This window comes from Ruegeria sp. G10 (genome assembly GCF_056533645.1).
Genome location: NZ_JBQFOQ010000005.1, coordinates 51801 through 73367, shown reverse-complemented (window position 1 = coordinate 73367; position 21567 = coordinate 51801). Strand labels below are relative to the sequence as shown.

The 21567-nt window shown below is 59.8% G+C and carries 17 protein-coding genes; 6 read left to right on the top strand and 11 right to left on the bottom strand.

The genetic code is table 11. The annotated features are described in order from the left end of the window. Nucleotides 1-24 precede the first annotated feature (24 nt). The 5 genes from ACR0KM_RS10460 to acs form a co-directional block, all read right to left on the bottom strand. Nucleotides 25-1848 carry a DUF294 nucleotidyltransferase-like domain-containing protein gene (locus tag ACR0KM_RS10460; protein WP_480859607.1) on the bottom strand — a complete coding sequence of 608 codons (1824 nt, stop codon included), beginning with the start codon at nucleotides 1846-1848 and terminating at the stop codon, nucleotides 25-27. Between the two features lie 108 nt (nucleotides 1849-1956). After that, the gene (locus ACR0KM_RS10455; RefSeq protein ID WP_480821762.1) at nucleotides 1957-3741 is read right to left on the bottom strand and encodes a sodium:solute symporter family protein; all 1785 of its coding nucleotides are present in this window, start codon (nucleotides 3739-3741) and stop codon (nucleotides 1957-1959) included. A gap of 15 nt (nucleotides 3742-3756) precedes the next feature. Beyond that, a complete protein-coding gene (locus tag ACR0KM_RS10450; RefSeq protein ID WP_480821764.1) occupies nucleotides 3757-4041 on the bottom strand; it encodes a DUF4212 domain-containing protein in 285 nt (94 codons plus the stop codon). Between the two features lie 185 nt (nucleotides 4042-4226). Next, a complete protein-coding gene (locus ACR0KM_RS10445; RefSeq protein ID WP_480821766.1) occupies nucleotides 4227-4910 on the bottom strand; it encodes an adenylate kinase in 684 nt (227 codons plus the stop codon). After that, nucleotides 4910-6874, bottom strand: coding sequence for an acetate--CoA ligase (acs, locus tag ACR0KM_RS10440; protein ID WP_480821768.1), 1965 nt, complete (start codon nucleotides 6872-6874; stop codon nucleotides 4910-4912). The genes ACR0KM_RS10445 and acs overlap by 1 nt, the downstream gene beginning before the upstream one ends. A 398-nt stretch (nucleotides 6875-7272) precedes the next feature. Between acs and ACR0KM_RS10435 the strand changes: the two genes are divergently transcribed. From ACR0KM_RS10435 to ACR0KM_RS10425, 3 genes are read left to right on the top strand one after another with little or no spacing between them, the layout of a single operon-like run. Then, on the top strand, nucleotides 7273-8289 hold the full coding sequence (locus ACR0KM_RS10435; protein ID WP_480821770.1) for a C4-dicarboxylate TRAP transporter substrate-binding protein: 1017 nt from the start codon (nucleotides 7273-7275) through the stop codon (nucleotides 8287-8289). A 59-nt stretch (nucleotides 8290-8348) separates the two neighbouring features. Next, nucleotides 8349-8978, top strand: coding sequence for a TRAP transporter small permease subunit (locus tag ACR0KM_RS10430; protein WP_480859603.1), 630 nt, complete (start codon nucleotides 8349-8351; stop codon nucleotides 8976-8978). 3 nt (nucleotides 8979-8981) lie between these two features. Next, entirely contained in the window at nucleotides 8982-10385 is a 1404-nt protein-coding gene (locus ACR0KM_RS10425; RefSeq protein ID WP_480821774.1) for a TRAP transporter large permease, read from the top strand. 266 nt (nucleotides 10386-10651) lie between these two features. Here the strand turns inward: ACR0KM_RS10425 and ACR0KM_RS10420 are convergent, their stop codons facing one another. After that, complete coding sequence (locus ACR0KM_RS10420) at nucleotides 10652-11695, bottom strand: ornithine cyclodeaminase (RefSeq protein ID WP_480821776.1); 1044 nt, start codon at nucleotides 11693-11695, stop codon at nucleotides 10652-10654. Further along, nucleotides 11695-12615: an arginase gene (gene rocF / locus ACR0KM_RS10415; protein ID WP_480859602.1), complete on the bottom strand. Its 921-nt coding sequence runs from the start codon at nucleotides 12613-12615 to the stop codon at nucleotides 11695-11697. Before rocF ends, ACR0KM_RS10420 begins: the two co-directional genes overlap by 1 nt. 86 nt (nucleotides 12616-12701) lie before the next feature. On the opposite strand from rocF, the gene ACR0KM_RS10410 reads away from it, so the two are divergent. Together ACR0KM_RS10410 and mprF are read left to right on the top strand one after the other, a co-directional pair. Then, nucleotides 12702-13130, top strand: coding sequence for an Lrp/AsnC family transcriptional regulator (locus ACR0KM_RS10410; protein WP_480859599.1), 429 nt, complete (start codon nucleotides 12702-12704; stop codon nucleotides 13128-13130). Nucleotides 13131-13220: 90 nt separating this feature from the next. Next, a complete protein-coding gene (mprF, locus tag ACR0KM_RS10405) occupies nucleotides 13221-15827 on the top strand; it encodes a bifunctional lysylphosphatidylglycerol flippase/synthetase MprF (protein ID WP_480859597.1) in 2607 nt (868 codons plus the stop codon). A 3-nt stretch (nucleotides 15828-15830) separates the two neighbouring features. Here mprF and ACR0KM_RS10400 read toward each other — a convergent pair whose 3' ends face one another. The 4 genes from ACR0KM_RS10400 to ACR0KM_RS10385 form a co-directional block, all read right to left on the bottom strand. Beyond that, nucleotides 15831-17381, bottom strand: a complete 1551-nt coding sequence (locus ACR0KM_RS10400; RefSeq protein ID WP_480859595.1) for an efflux transporter outer membrane subunit — start codon at nucleotides 17379-17381, stop codon at nucleotides 15831-15833. 11 nt (nucleotides 17382-17392) lie between these two features. Further along, nucleotides 17393-18538: an HlyD family secretion protein gene (locus ACR0KM_RS10395; RefSeq protein WP_480859593.1), complete on the bottom strand. Its 1146-nt coding sequence runs from the start codon at nucleotides 18536-18538 to the stop codon at nucleotides 17393-17395. A 21-nt stretch (nucleotides 18539-18559) separates the two neighbouring features. Beyond that, a complete protein-coding gene (locus ACR0KM_RS10390) occupies nucleotides 18560-18922 on the bottom strand; it encodes a DUF3302 domain-containing protein (protein WP_480821788.1) in 363 nt (120 codons plus the stop codon). A 92-nt stretch (nucleotides 18923-19014) separates the two neighbouring features. Continuing rightward, complete coding sequence (locus ACR0KM_RS10385; protein WP_480859591.1) at nucleotides 19015-19785, bottom strand: DeoR/GlpR family DNA-binding transcription regulator; 771 nt, start codon at nucleotides 19783-19785, stop codon at nucleotides 19015-19017. 178 nt (nucleotides 19786-19963) lie between these two features. Here ACR0KM_RS10385 and glpD point away from each other — a divergent pair, with 178 nt between their 5' ends. Then, complete coding sequence (glpD, locus tag ACR0KM_RS10380; RefSeq protein ID WP_480859589.1) at nucleotides 19964-21532, top strand: glycerol-3-phosphate dehydrogenase; 1569 nt, start codon at nucleotides 19964-19966, stop codon at nucleotides 21530-21532. Nucleotides 21533-21567: the final 35 nt, after the last annotated feature.

Sequence of the window (21567 nt, the reverse complement as noted above, 5' to 3'; positions counted from 1 at the left end):
GTCTCTCCGTTCGTTCCTGCGGGGTTAGCCCAGCATGCCTTTGCCATGCCCGACCGCCGATTGCATCGTTTTTACCACGACAAAGGCATCGCGGAGATGACTTCGCTCAAAGTCGGACAATTCACTTGGCGGCAGGTAGTTGTCTGGTGCGTCATTGGATTTGACAAGTCTGACCTGATGTTCCAGCCGCGTCTCGGCGATCAGATCATATGCGTCCAGCAGATCGCGCGCGCCAGACGCGCTGAGGACGCCAGCCGCTTCGGCTGCGCTCAGGCGGGCGCGGGTGTTGGCTTCGGTCAACTGTCCTTGCAGGCTGTAAACGCGCGCCAGATCCACGATGGGGACCACGCCATTGTGCTTCAGGTCCAGCGTGTTGCGATGTTCGCCCGACCGGATGGTCGCGAAGCCGCGCAGAAGGCCCAGCGGTGGCGTGTGTTTCAGCGAGTTTGCGATCATATGCGCCACGAAGATCGAATTCGCATTGGCCGCCGCCAACGTATCCGCTTGCAGGTCAGTGAACAGATCAAACGCGCCCCCGATCGGGCGCAGGTCAAACATCACCGAGGCCAGCATCTGCGCCTCGGGGTTTGGCTTGGCGATCCAGCTTTTGAAATAGTCGCGCCAGACACGTACCGGCTGACACCAGCGTGGATTGGTCGCCATCATGTCGCCGGGGCAATAGAAATACCCGCAAGTGTCCAGCCCGTCCGAGACGAATTTGGCCAGCGCCGCGAAATAGGCCATGTCGTCTTCGGTCGCACTGTCATCCAGCATCAGGCAATTGTCCTGATCCGAAACACCCGTCTGTTCCTGTCGTCCCTGCGAACCGCAGGCCAGCCACAGATAAGGGACGGGCGGTGCCCCAAGTTCGGCCTCGGCCAGGGTCAGCAGGCGTCTGGTGGCGGTGTCGGCAATATCGGTGATCAGTCGCGTCACGATTTCATGGCGGTTGCCACCCGCGACCAGTTGGACAAGCAGTTGTGGGATTTCAGCTGTGACCACAGCCATGTCTTGCGCCGTGTCCGCGCGTGCGATCCGGCCCACCAGTTCGGCGGAATTGACCGCCTGGTAGCGTGTAAGATCGGTTTGAGTCACGATCCCGACCAGACGACCGGCCTCGGAGATCGGGATATGCCCGATGCCGCGTTCCATCATGATATGCAGCACATCCGACCCGATATCGGTGGGCGCCAGCGTAATCGGATTAGCGGTCATGATGGCCGAAACCGCCGTATCCGCAGGCATCGCTTCGGCGACGAATTTGCCCGAGATATCGCGCAGCGTCGCGATACCCAGCAACCGCTCGCCCTCGGTCACGCACAGCGATGAGATATGCCGGTCGCGCATGATCTGCGCGGCGGTCCGAACCGGAGTTTCCGGTGGGCAGGTGGCTGGTTTCTTCGCCATCAGTACATCGACAGCACTGGTGGCCAGGCTATCGGGCCCGGTCCGCGTGCTACGGGTCCGGTCGAAGAATTTTGCGATGACGTCGTGCCCGTCAATCAGCTTGCGAACCAGATCGGGCGGCAGCAGGATCAGGACCGAAGGTGTATGGGCACGCGCTTTGGTGGCGGCTTTGCCGTCTTTCAGCAATCCACGCTCACCAAAAGAGTTTCTGAGCCCCAGATGCGAGACGACTGCGCCATTCTCATCCGTGATCTCAACCTGACCTTCATAGATCACGAACACGCCGGGCATCGCGTGGCCGACTTCGTAGACCGCGCTGCCTTCATCCAGTTCCCAGACGTCGATCTCATGTGCCAGATCGTCCAGCACCTGCGCGGGCAGGGCGTCATAGGGGTGTACGGATTTCAGGAACCGGGTGATTTCGGTGTGAGACAGGGGCATCTGCGTTCTCTGGTGATCTGAATGAAAAGTCCCGCCCGGTGGTATGCCAGGCGGGAACAGTAAGTCGAAAGACGCGGTCGAAGGCAAGGGCCGTCGACCGCATCACACTCAGTGATCCTGAGCTGCGCCCGCACCACGGGGAATACGCACGCTTTCGACCAGATCTTTGATCTCCTGCGGGGTTTCCTTGGTCGCACCGGCCACCACGTAGGCGACGGCGAAGTTGACCATGGCACCGATTGCGCCGAACGAGGTCGACTTGATCGGACCCAGCAGCGGGTCAGCATCGGTGAACGAGTTGGTGCCCGGAATGAACAGCCAGCCCTTGTGCAGGAAGATGTAGACCAGTGTGACGACCAGACCAGCCAGCATACCTGCAACCGCGCCGGTGTTGTTGATGCGGGTCGAGAAGATCCCCATCATCAGCGCCGGGAAGATCGAGGCAGCCGCCAGACCAAAGGCCAGAGCAACGGTTTGCGCCGCGAAGCCCGGGGGGTTGAGACCTAGCCAGGTTGCAACCGCAATCGCCACAGCCATCGCGATACGCGCCGACAGAAGCTCGCCTTTTTCCGAGATCTGCGGGTTGATCGCGCCCTTGATAAGGTCGTGGGACACAGCCGACGAGATCGCCAGCAACAGGCCCGCAGCGGTCGACAGAGCAGCCGCAAGACCACCGGCAGCGACCAGACCGATCACCCAACCCGGCAGGTTGGCAATCTCGGGGTTGGCCAGAACCAGGATGTCACGGTTGAATTTGGTCAGCTCGTTTCCGACCCAGCCTTTTTCTTCCGCGATTGCAGTCATCGCTTCGGATTTGTCGTTGTAGTACTGGATCTTGCCGTCGCCGTTCTTGTCTTCCCAATCCAGCAGACCGGTTTTCTGCCATGTGGCCATCCAGTCATAGCGCGGATCGTTGTCGATTTCCTCGACCGAGACAGCGCCACCTTCGATGCCACCATTGGGCCACATCATGTCGGTGATGTTCAGGCGCGCCATGGCACCAACAGCCGGAGCCGTCAGGTACAGCAGGGCGATGAAGACCAGTGTCCAACCCGCCGACCAACGTGCGTCAGACACTTTGGGAACGGTGAAGAAGCGCATGATGACGTGTGGCAGACCCGCGGTACCGATCATCAGCGACAGCGTGAACAGAACCATGTTCAGCGTGTTCGAGTGGTGGGCTGTATACTCGTTGAAGCCCAGCTCGGTCACGATGGCGTCCAGCTTGGTCAGCAGAGGCTCACCGCTTGCGGTGTCGCCGAACAGACCCAGTGCCGGGATCGGCGTGCCGGTCAGCTGCAGCGAGATGAAGATCGCCGGGATGGTGTAGGCTGTGATCAGCACGCAGTACTGAGCAACCTGGGTGTAGGTCACACCCTTCATCCCGCCAAACACCGCGTATGCAAACACGACACAGGCACCGATCAGCAGACCGGAAGTGTTCGAAACCTCAAGGAAGCGGCCAAAGGCCACGCCAACGCCGGTCATCTGACCGATCACGTAGGTCACCGAGGCCACGATCAGACAGATCACAGCAACGATACGTGCAGTCTGGCTGTAGAAGCGGTCGCCGATGAATTCCGAGACGGTGAACTTGCCGAACTTACGCAGGTAAGGTGCAAGCAGCAGCGCCAGCAGCACGTAGCCGCCGGTCCAGCCCATCAGGAAGGTCGAGTTGTCATAGCCGGTAAAGGCGATGAGGCCAGCCATCGAGATGAACGAGGCCGCAGACATCCAGTCCGCCGCTGTCGCCATACCGTTGGTGACCGGGTGAACGCCGCGACCCGCAGCGTAGAATTCAGATGTGGAACCCGCACGGGCCCAGATCGCGATGCCGATGTATAGCGCAAAAGACGCGCCAACAAACAGCAGGTTGATGGTAAACTGATCCATTATCCCCGCTCTCCCTTAATCTTCTTCCACGCCGTGTTCGGCGTCCAGCTTGTTCATGCGCCAGGCGTAGTTGAAGATCAGCACGAGAAAGACCAGAATCGATCCCTGCTGAGCGAACCAAAAGCCCAGATCGGTGCCGCCAACGGCGATCCCCGACAGCAACGGACGCAGCAGAATGCCGAATCCAAACGACACCAGCGCCCAGATCGCGAGGCTGATGTAAATGAGGCGCAGGTTGGCCTGCCAATAGCCCTTGTCGGCCTCGGCAGTCTGCGCGGAGTTTGTTGATTGATCCGCCATCGCGGGTTCCTCCTTCGCTTCCTCGTTGGGCGGCCCGTTGCCCAACTCCTCCAGTGCGTTGGGCCGCTTCTCGAATGTACCAGACGCCCCGTGACGTCAGGCAAAACTTCTCTGGTCCGCCAAGGCGGGTCCATTGAAGTATTCTGTTATAAGGATCAAAGCCCTGGGGGGCTTATCTCCTCCCCTTAATTCATGACCTCACCGACCAGACCTTGCAGGTCGCGGGCGATGTCGTCGATCTGTCCCATGGCGTCGATGCCCTTCAGCACGCCCTGGCTCTGATAGTAGTCGATCAGAGGTGCGGTCTGTGCGTGATAGGCGGCCAGCCGCGAGGCGACCGTCTCGGCATTGTCGTCGGCGCGGCGTTTGAACTCGGTATGGCCACACTTGTCGCATTTGCCTTCAACGGCGGGTTGCTTGAACGTGTCGTGAAACCCTTCACCGCATCCGGCGCAGGTGTACCGGCCTGAAATCCGTGTCACCATCTCGGCGTCTTCGACCTCAAGGCTGATGGCCGCGTTGATCTTCTGATCAGCCGAAGCCAACAGTCCATCCAGCGCCTCGGCCTGAACCGTGGTGCGTGGGAAGCCGTCCAGAATGACGCCTTTCGAGCAATCGGGCTCGGCCATGCGATCACGCAGGATGGCGATGACGATGCCGTCGCTCACCAAATCTCCGGCCTCCATCACCGCCTTGGCGGCCAGACCAGCCTCGGTGCCTGCGGCGACCGCTTCGCGCAGCAGATCACCAGTGCTGAGTTGAACCAGCCCGAACTTGTCTTCCAGCATACGGGCCTGTGTACCCTTCCCGGCGCCCGGAGGGCCGAGAAGGATCAGAACAGCGGGGGTTGTGGTCGTTGCAGCGTCCATTACTTTACCGCCCGGTTCTGGATCAGGTCATCGACAACCGACGGGTCAGCCAGCGTCGAGGTATCACCCAGCGATCCAAAGTCATTCTCGGCAATCTTGCGCAGGATACGGCGCATGATCTTGCCCGAGCGGGTCTTGGGCAGGCCCGGAGCCCACTGAATGACATCTGGGCTGGCAATCGGGCCGATCTCGGTCCGGACCCAAGTGCGCAGCTCTTTCAGCAGCTCATCCGAAGGCTCACGATCATTCATCAAAGTGACATAGCAATAGATACCTTGTCCTTTGATATCATGAGGATAGCCGACCACCGCGGCTTCGGCCACGGCAGCATGTGCCACCAGCGCGCTTTCCACCTCGGCGGTGCCCATGCGGTGGCCAGAGACGTTGATCACGTCATCGACACGGCCAGTGATCCAATAATCACCATCTTCGTCGCGACGGCAGCCGTCACCGGTGAAGTAATAGCCTTTGTAGTCCGAGAAATAGGTTTTCTCGAACCGTTCATGATCGCCCCAGACGGTGCGCATCTGGCCAGGCCAGCTGTCCTTGATGCACAGAACACCCTCGACGCCGTTGCCGTTGATCTCGACACCCGATTGCGGGTCCAGAACCACCGGCTGAACGCCAAAGAACGGTTTCTGGGCCGAGCCGGGCTTCAACGCATGCGCGCCGGGCAGGGGGGTCATCATGTGACCGCCGGTCTCGGTCTGCCACCATGTATCGACAATCGGGCACTTACCTTTGCCGACCACGTCATTGTACCAGTTCCACGCCTCGGGGTTGATCGGTTCACCGACGGTGCCCAGCAGGCGCAGATCGCTCAGGTCGTGCTTTTCCACAAACTCGTTGCCCTGACCCATCAGAGCGCGGATCGCAGTCGGGGCGGTGTAGAACTGGTTGACCTTGTGCTTGGCGCAGACCTCCCAGAAACGACCGGCATCGGGGAATGTCGGGACGCCTTCAAACATCAGCGTGGTCGCGCCATTGGCCAGTGGCCCATAGACGATATAGCTGTGGCCGGTGACCCAGCCGACATCGGCGGTGCACCAGTAAACGTCACCTTCGTGATAGTCGAACGTGATCTCGTGCGTCAGCGACGCATAAACCAGATAACCACCCGTCGAGTGGACAACACCCTTGGGCTGACCGGTCGAGCCAGAGGTATACAGGATGAACAGCGGGTCCTCGGCGTTCATCTCGGCGGGGGCGCAGTAGTCGTCTGCTTCCAGTGCCATTTCGTTGTAGTCGAAGTCGCGATCGGCGACCCATGTGGTCTGACCGCCGGTGCGCTTGACCACGAGGCATTTCACGGTGTCCTTGCAGTGCAGCAGGGCGGCGTCCGCGTTCGATTTCAGCGGGGTCTTGCGGCCACCGCGCGGCGCTTCATCCGCGGTGATGATTACCTTGGCGTCACATCCGTTGACCCGTGCCGCCAGCGCATCAGGCGAGAAACCGGCGAAAACGATCGAGTGGATGGCACCAATGCGGGCGCAAGCCAGCATGGCATATGCGGCCTCGGGGATCATTGGCAGGTAGATGATTACACGGTCGCCCTTGCGCACACCCATGGATTCCAGAATGTTGGCCATCCGGCAGGTGCGGCGGTGCAATTCGGCATAGGTGATGTGCTGGGCTTCGTCCTGAGGATCGTCGGGTTCCCAGATGATCGCAGTCTGATCGCCGCGCGTTTTCAGATGACGATCCAGGCAGTTGGCCGAGACGTTCAGCGTGCCGTCGGCATACCAGTTGATTTTGACCGAGCCGAAATCATAGTTGACGTCTTTGACCTGACTATAAGGTTTGATCCAGTCTAGGCGCTTGCCTTGCTCATCCCAGAACACCTCGGGGGTGTCGGTCGAGGCCGCGTACATATCTGCGTATTTGTCGGCATCGACATGCGCACGTGCAACGGTTTCTGCAGATGGCGGATAGGTCTTGGCATCTGCCTGGGCAGCGTTGGTCATGGTTGAGGCTCCTCCCTCTAGAACTGGATTACATTGGATTGATATCGCCGCCGATCAGGCAATGTCGATCCGGTTCCTCCCCAACTCGGATAATACGGGGTTTGGAAAAGAAAGAAATAAATTGCCGTAATCTATGGATTAGTTTGTAAAGAAATTTTTAGAATGCCTCAAATTTTGTAAATAAATGAGAGTATGTCTGGTAAAAGCGGTTAAAAAACAAATGCTAAACTGTCATGCCTTCATTGCGCCTCGGAAGGTGCCGCGCCGCCTTGTCATGACACCGCGCAAGATCGGCGGAGCAATGCCGGCTGGTTCGCGGGGGTTGGCACATTCGGGACTTAGCGCTAGCTTCGATTTCAAGCGCCTCGCCAAGGGGTGCAACAATGGGAGGAAACACTATGAAAAAGATGTTGAGCGGTGCAGCCGTCACCGCGCTGAGCTTTGCGTTCGTCGCCGAGGCCGCAGCGACGGAATGGAATGCCTCGGTCTGGGGAAAACGCCGCGCTTTCACTGAGCATGTCGAGAAGCTGGCCGAACTGGTCAGCGAAAAGACCGGCGGTGAGTTCACCATCAATGTCAGCTATGGCGGTCTGTCGAAGCCGCGCGAAAATCTGGACGGGATCGAGATCGGCGCGTTCGAGATGGCGCAATTCTGTGCAGGCTATCACCGCGACAAGAACCGTGCGATCACCGTGCTCGAACTGCCGTTTCTTGGGGTGAGCACCCTCGATGAGGAGGTCGCGGTCAGCCACGCGGTCTACGACCACCCTGCGGTCCAGGACGAGATGGCGCAATGGAATGCGCGGCTTCTGATGACCTCGCCCATGCCGCAGTATAATCTGGTCGGTACTGGCGATGCTCGCGATAAGCTCGCCGATTTCGACGGCATGCGCGTCCGCGCGACAGGTGGTCTGGGGCAGGCGTTCGAAGCAGTGGGCGGCGTTCCGACCTCGGTCCCGGCGACGGAAGCTTACAATGCGATGGAATCCGGGGTCGTCGATACGGTGGCGTTTGCACAACACGCGCACCTGTCCTTCGGCACGATTAACGAGGCTGATTGGTGGACCGCGAACCTGAACCCGGGCACGGTCAATTGTCCGGTCGTGGTTAACATCGATGCCTATGACTCACTTTCGGATGCGCATCGCGAAGCGTTGGACAGTTCCGTGGACGAAGCTATCGCGCACTATCTGGCCAACTACGGTGGTTTGTTAGAGCAGTGGGACAGCGTGCTGGAAGAAAAAGGCGTGCAGAAAGTCATGATCGAGGATGCCGTGATCGAAGAATTCCGCGCCAAGGCTGCAGATCCCATTCGCGAACAGTGGATTGCGGATATGAGCGCACAGGGTCTGCCCGCGCAGGAGCTTTATGATCTGGTGCAGGCCACGTTGCAGCAGCAACGCGGTGGTAATTGATTGCACAGGCTGGGCATCATCCGATGCCCGGCTTTTCCTGACAGCGAGGTAAAACCAAGATGGCAGGCCATGCCACAGTGCTGCAGGACGGCAGCCTGATCAGCCGTCTCGACCAGCAGCTATTGCGACTGGAGCGTAGTCTTGCCTTGATCAGCGGATTGGCAGTCTTTGGGCTGATGGTGCTTGCTGTGGTCTCGGTCAGCGGTCGCAACGCCGCCAATGCACCGCTGCCGGGCTATGTTGACTGGATTGAGCAGGCCATGCCGCTGATCGCGTTCTTGGGCATTTCTTTTGTTCAGCGCGATGGCGGTCATATTCGTATGGATATCGTGATTTCGCGGCTGAAGGGGCGCGCGCTCTGGATGTTCGAGCTGATATCTGTCCTTTTGATCCTTCTGCTGATGGTGGCCCTTGTCTGGGGCAGCTGGTCACATTTCGATCGCTCTTTTGATTTCGATGCGCCGATGTGGAGCCGCGACAGCTCGATTGATATCGGCATTCCCTTGTGGCCCGCCAAGCTGCTCGCTCCGGTGGCGTTCTCGGTGCTGTGTCTGCGGCTGCTTTTGCAGATTTGGGGCTATGGCCGGGCGCTTATCACGGGCGAGGCGCACCCGGTTGCTGTCCCGCTGATTCAGGACGCGGCGGCGCAGGCAGCCGCCGAAGCCGAACAGTACGAAAGGCAAAACTGACCCATGGACACGATCGACATCGGCCTGTGGGTCACCGGAGGGCTGCTGCTTCTTGTGGTCACCGGAATGCGCGTCGCCTTTGCCGCCGGTCTGGCAGGCCTTGTGGGTCTGATCTGGATTTTCTGGGCCAAGTTCGGCTACGACCCTGACCGGTTTGGCCGGGCCGTCACGGTGGCGGTCAAGACAGCCGGACAGGTGCCGCATTCGAAAGTGGCGTCGCATACGCTCAGCCTGATCCCGACCTTCATACTGATCGGCTATCTTGCTTATTATGCCGGTCTGACGCGGGCATTGTTCGAGGCAGCAAAGCGCTGGATCGCCTGGGTGCCTGGTGGTCTCGCAGTTTCGACCATTTTTGCCACGGCCGGTTTTGCGGCGGTCTCGGGTGCCTCTGTTGCGACATCGGCGGTGTTTGCGCGTATTGCGATCCCCGAGATGCTCTCGGTCGGCTACAACAAACGCTTCGCTGCAGGTGTGGTTGCGGCAGGCGGGACGCTCGCATCGTTGATACCGCCCTCTGCGATCCTGGTAATCTATGCCATCATCGTTGAGCAAGATGTGGGCAAACTGCTGCTCGCCGGGTTCATCCCGGGTGCATTTTCGGCTGTTGTCTACGGTTTGTTGATCATTGGAATTGCAGTGGTGTTCAAATCAGTCGGCCCTCCCGTCACCGGCTTCAGCTGGAAAGAGCGATTTACAGCGCTACCGGGCGCCATCCCGATCGTCGCGGTGATCCTGATCATCATCTGCTTTGTCTATAACCCGTTCGGTGACAAAGCCTGGGGTACACCGACCGAGGGCGGTGCGATTGGTGCATTCATCGTGTTCTGCTTTGCCCTGTTCCACGGCATGCGCTGGCCCGAGTTTAAGTCGGCGCTGCTGGAGACAGCCAAGCTGACGGCCATGATATTCTCGATCATCTGGGGAGTGCTGATCTACGTCCGTTTTCTGGGCTTCGCCGATCTTCCTGGCGCGTTTTCGGATTGGATCACCTCACTTGAAATGTCACCGATGCTGATCCTGATCTGCATTCTCCTGGCTTACGCGGTACTGGGGATGTTTATGGATGCAATTGGGATGCTTCTGCTGACACTTCCTGTCGTTTATCCCGCGGTCATGGCCCTGAACGGAGGGGAAACTGTCAGCGCCGCAGACAGCGCCTTTGGCATGTCAGGTCCGATGTGCGCAATCTGGTTCGGCATATTGGTGGTGAAGATGGCCGAGTTCTGTCTGATTACACCTCCCATTGGCCTCAATTGCTTTGTCGTCGCCGGGGTGCGCTCTGATCTGAGCGTTCAGGATGTATTCAAGGGCGTCACTCCGTTCTTTATTGCCGATGCAGTCACCATCGCGTTGCTCGTGGCCTTTCCGGGAATAGTGCTGTACCTGCCATCGCTCGCCGGATAGCGCAGGGATTCTGCGAGGCTCTGCCTCGCGCTCCGGGATATTTTTGGCCAGATGAAGTAACGGACCCTTAATCATTTCGTTGGGTCAGGAGTGGGGATTACAGGCGGGACGCCGATGACCGCGCCAGATGAAGCCCCTGGCACGCGGTCAGGGGTGGACCGATCCGTTTCATCTGGCCAGAAATATCCCGGGGGGCCGCCGAAGGCGGTGGGGGCAGAGCCCCCTCCAGGATTTTGGTTTTCTGGGGTTTGAAATGGGCGCGATGCCTAAGTCGCGCGCATCAACATGCCAAACAGGTCGCGCGGGTCATCCGGGTCGGCCAGCATGTCCAACGGCTCGAAGAAATCCGTGCCTTCGATGGCGCGCTTGATGTAGCGCAGGGCTGAAAAGTCCTCGATGGCGAAGCCAACACTGTCAAACAGCGTGATCTGGCGGTCATCGGTGCGGCCCTTGGCTTTGCCGCTGATGACCTCCCACATTTCGGTGACCGGATGATCCGATTCCAGCGCCTGAATCTCACCTTCGATGCGGGTCTGTTCGGGGTATTCCACGAAGATATCCGACCGCATCAGGATATCGCGATGCAACTCGGTTTTGCCGGGGCAGTCGCCGCCGATCGCGTTGATGTGTACGCCCGGGCCAACCATGTTGTCGGTCAGGATCGTCGCGTATTTCTTGTCGGCCGTGCAGGTGGTGATGATCTGCGCGCCTTCGATCGCGTCTTCCGGCGTCTTGCATGAGATCACCGTCAGCCCTTTGCCTTCGAGGTTTGCTGCGCATTTCGCCGTAGCCTGCGGGTCGTTGTCATAGAGGCGGACGGTGCTGATCCCGCACATCGCCTTGAAAGCAAGACACTGGAACTCGGATTGTGCACCGTTGCCGATCATTGCCATTACCGTGGCCGATTTCGGGGCAAGATAGCTGCCCACCAGCGCCGAGGTTGCTGCCGTGCGCAGGGCGGTCAGCATCGTCATCTCGGTCAGCAGTGTCGGATAGCCGGTGTAGACATCGGCCAGCAAGCCAAACGCAGTCACGGTCTGAAGTCCCTCGGATGTGTTCTTGGGGTGACCATTGACGTATTTGAACCCATAAGCCTCGCCATCCGAGGTGGGCATCAACTCGATCACACCATGGGGCGAGTGTGCCGGGATACGGGGTGTTTTGTCGAAGCTTTCCCAGCGCTTGAAATCAGCCTCGATCTGCGCCGCGATCTGGATGATCATCTGCTCTAGCCCGATGTGATGGATCAGGCGCATCATGTTGTCGACGGATACAAACGGCACAAGGGCCTTGTCAGAGGGTTGGGTCATCAGAAACTCCGGGTCGGGCGGTCAAAGATGCGGCGGCCCATCAGCGAGGCGGCCAGATCGACCATCAGTTTTGCGGTTCGGCCACGTTCATCAAGGAACGGGTTCAGTTCGACCAGATCCAGTGAGCAGACAAGGCCGCTTTCGTGGAGCAGTTCCATCACCAGATGCGCCTCACGCTCGGTAGCGCCACCGGGGACAGTGGTGCCGACGGCGGGCGCAATCGACGGATCCAGGAAATCTACATCCAGCGAAACATGCAGGAGGCCATTTGCTGCGCGTACCTTGTCGAGGAAGGCCAACAGCGGAGCCTTAATGCCGTGCTCATCAATGCTGCGCATGTCGGCCAGCATGGCCTTGTCTTTCTCAAGCGCCGCGTGCTCTGCCGGATCGACCGAGCGGAGGCCGATCATGCCGACGCGATCTGTAGGGACGGGGGTGGTGAGGGGGGGGAAGGCCTCGAACCCCGGCTGTCCAGTGAAATACGCGACCGGCGTGCCGTGCAGGTTGCCGCTGGCAGTGCTGCCGGGGGTGTGAAAATCGCTATGCGCATCCAGCCACAGTACAAACAAGGGGCGACCTATACTGTGCGCGTGCGTCGCCATGCCCGCGACCGTGCCCATCGACAGCGCGTGATCCCCGCCCATGAAAATCGGCAGGCCGTGCTGCGCGGCCTCTTGCGCCGTACGACTCAGGGCGCGGGTCCAGCCGACGCATTCGGGCAGCGCGAACAGGTGTGCGTGCTCGGCCATATCGACCTGATCGGGGACGGTGTCACCAATGTCTGTGACGGTATGTCCCAGATCGGTCAGCGCCTGCGCCAGCCCGGCCACGCGATAGGCGTCGGGCCCCATGCGGCAGCCTTGACGGCGTTTACCGGAATCCATCGGGGCCCCGGCCAGAATGAGAGTTTTCTTGTCCATAAGGCTGTATATGAATGCAGGATGGGTTGAGAAAAGAGGTCAAAATGATCAAACTGGATCAGTGAAATTCGATTTGGAAAGGTTCTATGGACGAACTGGATAGCCGATTGCTGAATGCTCTGCATCGGGACGCCCGTGCCTCATTATCCGAGTTGGCCGAGCTCTTGGGCGTGACCCGCACCACTGTGCGCAGCCGGTTGCAGCGCCTCAAGCAGTCGGGTGAGATTGTGGGCTTCACGGTGGTGACCCGTCAGGGCGTCTCGGAAAGCCCGGTTCGCGGGTTGATGATGCTTGAGATCGAGGGTCGGGGGACTGAACGAATCCGGTCTCGGATCGCGGCCTTGCGCGAGGTAGGGGCGGTGCATTCCACCAATGGCAGCTGGGATCTGATCGTCGAGATCGGCACCGATACTTTAGCCGAGTTCGATGATGTTTTATTCGCGATCAGGCGGATGGAGGGCGTTACCCGGTCCGAGACCAACCTGTTGCTGTCGACCCGCAAAGGCCGGACGTAAGACCAGACGCAACATGCTTTGATCGCTTGCAAATATGTGCAAAGCTTTGATCTGACGCCGGAACCGGCAGCAGGGCAGGGACATTTCAGAATGACTTCAGAAGCGACAAATGACGAGTCGCGGGCCCAAAGGCTGGCCGAGCGCTTAACCGGATTGCTGGAAAAGCCTCTGGTCCGGGTCGCGGTGCCGGTGTTGATCACGTTGATTGCGCTGTTTGTACTGCATGATCTGTCGGCGCATGTAAAATGGGCGGATGTGAAGACGGACATTGCCGCGACCTCGTGGAAGTTAATGTTTTTTGCGCTGTGCTGGACCGCGTTCAGCTTTCTGTCGCTGTCCTTCTATGACGTTTTCGCAGTTCAGAGCGTTGCAGATGGGAAGGTTCCGCTGCCTATTGCGGGCATGGCAGGGGCCAGCGGTTATGCGGTGTCGAACTGCCTTGGTTTTTCCTACATCACCGGCACGGCAATCCGGTATCGGATCTACGCGTCGCTGGGGCTGGATCTGGGGCGCGTCGCCGGGGTCATCGCGACCTCGTGGGTGGCGTTCTGGATGGGGCTGATCCTGATTTTGGGCATCCTGTTGACCCTGCATCCCGATGGGATATCCAACGTGCTGCCGATCGGAGAGACCACCGAAACGGCGATTGGCCTGTGCCTGCTGGCCGGTCTCGCCGCCTTGTTCGTGTGGTTGTCCAGCGGGGGGCGGCGTCTGGCCTATGGCGGCTTTGGCTTCAACTTGCCCGGTGGCAAGCTGGCCAGCCTGCTGACCATCGCAGCGATTGGGGACCTGTTCGGGGCATCCATGGCGCTTTACGTGCTGATGCCGGATGATCTGGGCGTCGGCTATCCGTATTTCTTCACCATCTATATCGCGGCGATTGCGGCGGGTATCCTCAGCCACGCGCCGGGCGGGATCGGGGTGTTCGAGGCGACGCTGATCGCTGGCCTCGGCGCCTCGGGGCGTTCGGATGTGATTGCCGCGCTGCTGCTCTATCGCATCGTCTATACGTTCTGCCCGTTTGGCATAGCCAGCCTGTCCATTGCCGGGGCCTCGGTGCTGACGCAGCGGCACAAGATTGGCGGCGCGGCGACGTGGGTCTATCGCGCCATCCGCCCCATCGTGCCAATGGTCGCTGCGGGGATTGCGGCGGTGGCTGGGGTGATCCTGCTGGTCTCGGGCGCGCTACCTGCCGGGTCGCAGAACCTGAGCGTCTTGCGCGAGGTACTGCCGCTGTCTTTTGTCGAAGCCTCGCATCTGGCGGGCAGCGCTGTGGGCGTGCTGTTGCTGCTGGTGTCGCGCGGGCTGTTCCGCAAGCTTTACCGTGCGTGGGTTGTGGCGATGCTGCTGATGGTGGCGGGCTTCTTCGCATCGCTGGCCAAGGGTCTGGACACACATGAGGCCGTCTCGCTGCTAGGGACCATCGCTCTGCTGGCGATGTTTCGGGGCGCGTTCTACCGTGTCAGCGGCGCGTCGATTTTCCGGTTGAATATCCCGTGGCTGGTCAGCGTGATGGCCTTGCTGCTGGTGATCTTCTGGGTGGGGTTATTTGCCTATTCCCATGTCGAATACCAAAACGCGCTATGGTGGGAATTCGCCTGGAACGGTGATGCATCACGCTTTCTGCGTTCCAGCCTCGTAGTGGCGGTGATCCTTGGCGTGGTGGCGGTAAACTCACTGTTTGGCCGCGAGATTCCAACCCCAATCCGCACCGAAATCCCCGAAGTGGTCGAGCGGCTGGTGATGGAATGCGAGGACACCGAATCCCAAATTTCGCTGACCGGCGACAAGCAATTCCTGATCTCGGACGATGAAACCGCCTTTCTGGCCTATGCCGATACGGGCAATGCCCTGATCACCAAGGGAGAGCCAGTGGGGGACGAGAAAGCAGGCCAGCAGTTGATCTGGCAACTGCGCGAAATGGCGGATCGCGAAGGTAAGCTGTGTGCGTTTTATAGCGTGTCGACCAAGTATCTACCGACGTTTCTGGACCTCGGCCTGTCGATCCTGAAAATAGGTGAGGTCGCGCGGGTGCCGCTGACCGATTTCTCGCTGGACGGCAAGCCGCGCAAACGATTCCGGCAGGCCAAGAACCGGGCCGAGCGCGAAGGCTATGTGTTCGAGATCATTCCTAAAGAGGAGCTGGCCCCGGTGCTGCCCGAGCTGCGCAAGATCTCGGACGATTGGCTGGCAAAGAAGGCGGGTGAGGAGAAAGGTTTCGCTCTGGGTGGCTTTGACGAAAAGTACCTGTCTTACTTTGACCATGCGGTTCTGCGGGATGAGACCGGCAAGATCATGGCCTTCGCGAACCTGTTTCAAGGCGGCCACAAGTCCGAACTATCGCTGGACCTGATGCGCTATGAGCCCGACAGTCCCAGCTTTGTCATGGATGCGTTGTTTGCCGAAATGATGTCTTGGGGGGCCGAACAGGGGTTCCACTGGTTCTCGCTGGGTGCCGCGCCGTTTTCGGGGATCGAGAACCGGCAACTGGCCTCACTGTGGAATCGCATCGGCGGGTTCGTCTATGAGCATGGCGAGCAGTTCTACCACTTCGAGGGTCTGCGCAGCTTCAAGCAGAAGTTCGAACCGGAATGGAGCCCGAACTACCTCGCCAGCCCCGGCGGACTGGCTGCGCCGCGCATTCTGTATGAGGTGAATATCCTGATTTCGGGTGGCCTGCGCGGGCTGACGAAGTAGCGGTCAGTTCAGGCTGGCCTGCGTCGGCGTTTTCTCAAGCAGATCACCCCAATCGGTACGGTACGCCATCTCGGCCAGTACCGTTTCGGGCAGGAATTCCTGATTTTGACGAATCTGCCAACCGCCGCCCAGACCTTTGTAGATCGCGACCAGATTGGATGAGACCTCCTGCCGCGCTTCGATCAGATTGGCCTGCGACCGCAGCAAAGCGGTCTGCGTGTTCAGGATACGCGAATAGCTGGCGATGCCGTCACGGTACTGGTCGACCGCGATATCGGCCGCCTTGCGCGAGGCCTCGACGCTGCGTTGGTAGAAGGTGACTTGTTTGCGCGCCTCGGTGTACGCGACCATGGCGCTTTCAACCTCGGAATAGGCGGTCAGAACGGTGTTCTGATAATTCGCAATCAGCGCCTGATATGCGGCGTCCTGCGCGCGCACATTGTTCTTGATGCGGCCATAGTTCAACACGTTCCAGACCACGCCTGCATTGGCCAGACCCGTCGCGCTGTTGGTGCTGAACAGGTCGCGCCCGCCCGAGGCTTGCAGCCCGATCGACCCCGAAAGGATGAATTGCGGATACAGATCAGCCAGCGCAATACCCACCTGCGCCGATTGCGTCGCGGCGGCCAGTTCGGCGGCGCGCACGTCGGGGCGGCGGCGCAGCAGTTCGGCGGGGACGCCCACTGCGACGTTCGAGCGCGCCGACGGAATGCGACCCGAATTGCCCAAAAGCCCCGCCATTTGCGACGGGGTTTTCCCCAGCAGCACCGCCAGCGCGTTTTTGGCTTGTTGCAGGTCACTTTCCAACTGCGGCACCAGCGCCTTGGTGTTGTTCAACAGCGCGGTGGATTCCTGCACATCCAGTTCAGTGGTCACACCATTGTTGAACCGCAACTGCGTCAGATCCGCCGAGACCTGCTGAATCTCAATATTCTCACGCGCGACGGCCAAGGCCTCTTGCAAGGAGCGTATGTTGATATAAAGCGCCGCCACATCGCCGGTCAGCGTCACAAGCGCGTCGTCGTAGTTGGCGACCTGCAACGCGAGGTTCGAGCGTGCTGCCTGCACGCCGCGCCGTTGCTGGCCCCAGACATCCAGTTCCCACTGCGCATCGAATCCCACTTGCGAGGTCGAGAACTCGGTATCCAGCGGAATGATGCGCCGGACGTCCGCGATTGGCCCCAGATTGTCACTGATCTGTCGCCGCTCCAGCGATCCACCAATGGCTTGTGATTGGGGGTAGAGCTCTCCGAAAGCGATGCCAAGCTGCGCGCGGGCCTGCAACACACGGGCCCCGGCGACTTGCAGAGTCAGGTTCTGCGCGTAGGCCTCGGCGATCAGCTTGTTCAGGGTGGGGTCGTTGAACGTCTCCCACCAGCGCACCACCGGCGCGCTGCGCGACGTCAGGCCGCTTTGACCTGCGCTGGGGCTGTTCACCTCGATCCACTGTTTCACGACCGGAGAGTTCGGGCGCACGAAATCGGGCCCCACCGGGGTGCAGGCCGCAAGGGTGGCGGCGCACAGGGCGGTGCCCAACAACCGGCGGAGTGTCATGGCACGCATCCTCAGATATCCAGCGGTCGGATGAAGTTGGCAAAGGAGTAGAGGCGGATGTTGATGCGCCTCAGGAACTCGAAACTTTTCCCCATGCCGGTATAGATCGCCACCGCCCCATGACCGCCGGCGGGGAAGGTATGACCCTCGGGTACATCGACCGAGATTTGCACCGCGATGCGGCCGGGCAGTTTGGGCAACTCGAAACCGGGCAGGCGGCCCGATGGCAGGTACTGGCCCTGACGGGTGGCCCACCAGATCGCCTCGACCTTGCCGGTCAGAATCTCGCCGGGATAGAGATCCAGTGCGACCTCGACCGGCTGCCCGACCTCGACGAATTTCAAGTTCTGCTGGCGGAAGGTGGCAAGAATATAGGGGCTGTCCTCGGTCACGAAACTGGCGATGGCCCCCAGCCGCAGGTCACCGACGACAAGACCCGGACGCGCCTGCTGCGACACGATCATGCCGTTTTCGGGGGCGTAGATCGTGGTGTTGTTCAGGAAGTATTCGGCCTCGGCCAATTGCGCCTGCGCCTGCAGGATGCCGGTGTTCACGCCGTCGATCTGCGAGGACTGCGCCAGCTTGGCTTTCTCAAGATTGGCCTCGGCCTCGTTCACCAGCGCCTGATCCTCGGCCACCTGTTCGGTCCAGCGATCCAGTTCGTCCTGCCGCGCCCCTCCGGCGGGGACAAGGTTTTCGTACCGCGCCTGCTCGGTCAGGGCATAGGCCAGCTTGGCATTTGCGCGCTCGACCGCCTCGGTCGCGGCAATGACATCCTGTTCCAGAATCTTGGCATTTTGCTCGGCCGCAACCAGCTGCGCCTTGGCCTTATCGACGGCCAGCGAAAACACCGTGTCGTCAAAGCGATAAAGTGGTTCGCCCTTAGTGACCCATGTGTTGGGCTCGACCAGCACCTCGGTCAACAGCGTGGGCTGGGTCAGCCGCGGCAGGATCTGGATGGTCGAACGCACCACATGGCCGTCGATCGAAAAGGGCTGAAAGAACCGCAGCGCGACCAAAAAGATCAGCAACAGATGCGCCCCAACCCAGAACGAGACGATCCCCCACATGATGTTGAACTTCAGCCACTGGGCCTTGAAGAACACGAACCAGACAAAGATGATGTAAAACAGCGTGATGCCGAGGGCGACAAGCATGTGTATTGATTTCCTCTGGCCTTAGCTTTTCTGCGTGTCGTCTATATCAAGTGGATCCTGATACTCGGGCTTTACCTTGCCGCCCAGCCGCTTGATCTCATCCCGGATGGCTTTGCGCTCATCTTCGGGGCCGCGGCGCATGTCCACGGTCACACCGTCATGAAAGGCCCAGATGAAGGCGTGGACCCATGGCACGATAGCCAGAAACCCCATCCAGCCCATCATCTTGACGGCCTCGGCATGGGGATGGTTGCGCTTGATTGCGATCCGGCCGGGCAGGCCCATGATGAACAAGAACAGCGCCATCACAGCCGCCAAAAGCAGGATCAACGCCACAAATGTCAGATAGTCGTAATAGCCCAGCGGCTGCCCCAAAAGTCCCATGCTCGCGCCTCCTGTTGGGAAGGTTACTGCATCCTCAGTTGTGCGCTGCGCTTCGTCAATCAGTTTATGGGTGTTTTGGAGAAAGTGATGACCTATTGCCTGTCGCCGCACATGACGATCTGTGTCTGCCATTCGGCACATTTCGCGGGCAGGTCTGCGGGCAGGGGCGCGTCAGTATAGATCGCATCCACATCCGCCAATGAGGCAATGCGGGCGGGGGCGGTGCGGCTGAACTTGGAATGGTCCGCCACCAGACTGGTGCGCCGCGCCTGCGCGATAATGGTCTGGCTGACCAGCACCTCTTGCAGGTCGAAATCCATCAGATCACCATCGGCATCCAGCGCCGAGCATCCGATGATCGCATGATCGAACTTGAATTGACGAATGGTCGACACCGCCAGATTGCCCACAAGACCACTGTCTGACCGGCGCAGAACGCCGCCAGCAACCACGATTTCGCAATCCGGGTTCTCGGCCAGAATGGTTGCGACGTTCATATTGTTGGTGACCACCATCAGGTTCTTGTGCTGCAGCAATTGGCGCGCGACCGCTTCGGTCGAGGTGCCAATATTCATAAAAACCGAACTGCCATCCGGGATATCCGCAGCACAGCGCGCGGCGATGCGCGTTTTGACCTCGTGGTTCAGGGCGCGACGATCCTCATACCCGATATTCGAGACGCCCGAGCGTAGAACGGCCCCGCCATGCACCCGGTCCAGCACGCCCGCATCCGACAACTCGGACAGATCGCGCCGGATGGTCTGGACAGTGACCTGAAAGCGCTCGGCCAAGCCATCGACTGTGACCCGGCCTTCGGTTCTGGCGATTTCAAGGATGTCCGATTGACGAAAGGACAGGGACATTGGGCGCTCCGCAGATGATTGTGTTCGTTTTTGCTCTTTTTGGTCAGTTTGGCAAGGCCATTGGGTGCGATGACGCGCATAGCAGCGGTATAAGAGCAAAAACGAAAGAATATATTGACGAAACGAACATCCGCAGGGTTAATGCGCGCAACGCTGCTAAACCAGGGAATCACGCGATATGTCATCGGATACCAATCAGGTCACCGATCTGTTTATCATTGGCGGAGGCATCAATGGCTGCGGCATCGCACGCGATGCGGCGGGGCGGGGGCTGTCGGTGGCTCTGGCCGAGATGAACGACCTTGCGTCGGCTACGTCTTCAGCCTCGACCAAGCTGTTCCATGGAGGGCTGCGCTACCTGGAATTCTTTGAATTCCGTCTTGTTCGCGAGGCGCTGATCGAACGCGAGACTTTGCTGCGCGCCATGCCGCACATCTCGTGGCCGATGCGCTTTGTGCTGCCCTATCACGGCGATATGCGGTTCGATGCGGAAACACCCACATCCAGATTGCTGAGCACGGTGATGCCGTGGATGCGTGGGCGGCGCCCGGCTTGGCTGATCCGGCTTGGCTTGTTCATGTATGATAACCTCGGAGGGCGGAAGATCCTGCCCGGCACCCGATCTCTGAACCTGCGGAGCGTGCCCGAAGGAGGTCCGCTGCAGGACAAGTTCGAAACCGCATATGAGTATTCCGATTGCTGGGTCGAGGATTCGCGCCTTGTGGTCCTGAACGCCCGCGATGCCGAGGCGCGCGGGGCGCAGATCATGGTGCGGACCGAGGTGATCTCGGCCGAGCGTGTGGATGATCTGTGGCAAATCACGCTGCGCGATCGCGACAGGGATGAGACCAGCACAGTTCATGCCCGGATGCTAATCAATGCCGGAGGGCCGTGGGTCGGCGACATCATCCAGACCAAGATCCGCATGAACTCTCGTGAAGGTGTCCGGTTGGTGCGCGGCAGCCATATCGTGACGCCGAAGCTGTATGATCACGACAAATGCTATTTCTTTCAGGGTGAGGACGGACGGATCATCTTCGCCATTCCTTATGAGCAGGACTTTACCCTGATCGGAACCACGGATCAGGATCATGCGGACCCGTCCGAGCCTCCGGTCTGCACCGAGGCCGAGCAGGAGTATCTGTGCGCTTTTGCTTCGAAATACTTCGAGAAGCCGGTGACACGCGAGGATATCGTGTGGACCTATTCAGGTGTGCGGCCTTTGTATGACGATGGGGCCAGCAGCGCCACAGCGGCAACGCGGGATTACACGCTGAAAGTGGATTCCGAAGGCGGCGCGCCGGTCCTCAATGTCTTTGGCGGCAAGATCACCACCTATCGCCGTCTGGCGGAAAGCGCGCTTGAGAAGGTGGGTGAGCATCTCTCGGGTGTGTTGGGGCCGTGGACAGCGGGTGTGCCATTGCCGGGGGGCGACTTTCCGGTCAATGGGGTTGATGCGCTGATCGAAAGCCTGATGGCGGATTATTCGTTCCTGACGCAGACATGGGCGCGGCGGCTGGTTCGGGCATACGGGACCGACGCGCGCGCCATATTGGGTGCGGCACAGGATCAATCCGATCTGGGTGAGGATTTTGGAGCCACTCTGACAGCGGCAGAATTGAACTGGCTGATGGACAAGGAATATGCGCGCTCGGCCGAGGATGTGATCTGGCGGCGCAACAAGCTGGGTCTGCGGCTGACGCCCGAGCAGGTTGCACGGATTGATGAGTGGATGAGCAATCGCTAGAAGCAAAACGCCCCGCTCAGTTGCGGGGCGTTTTG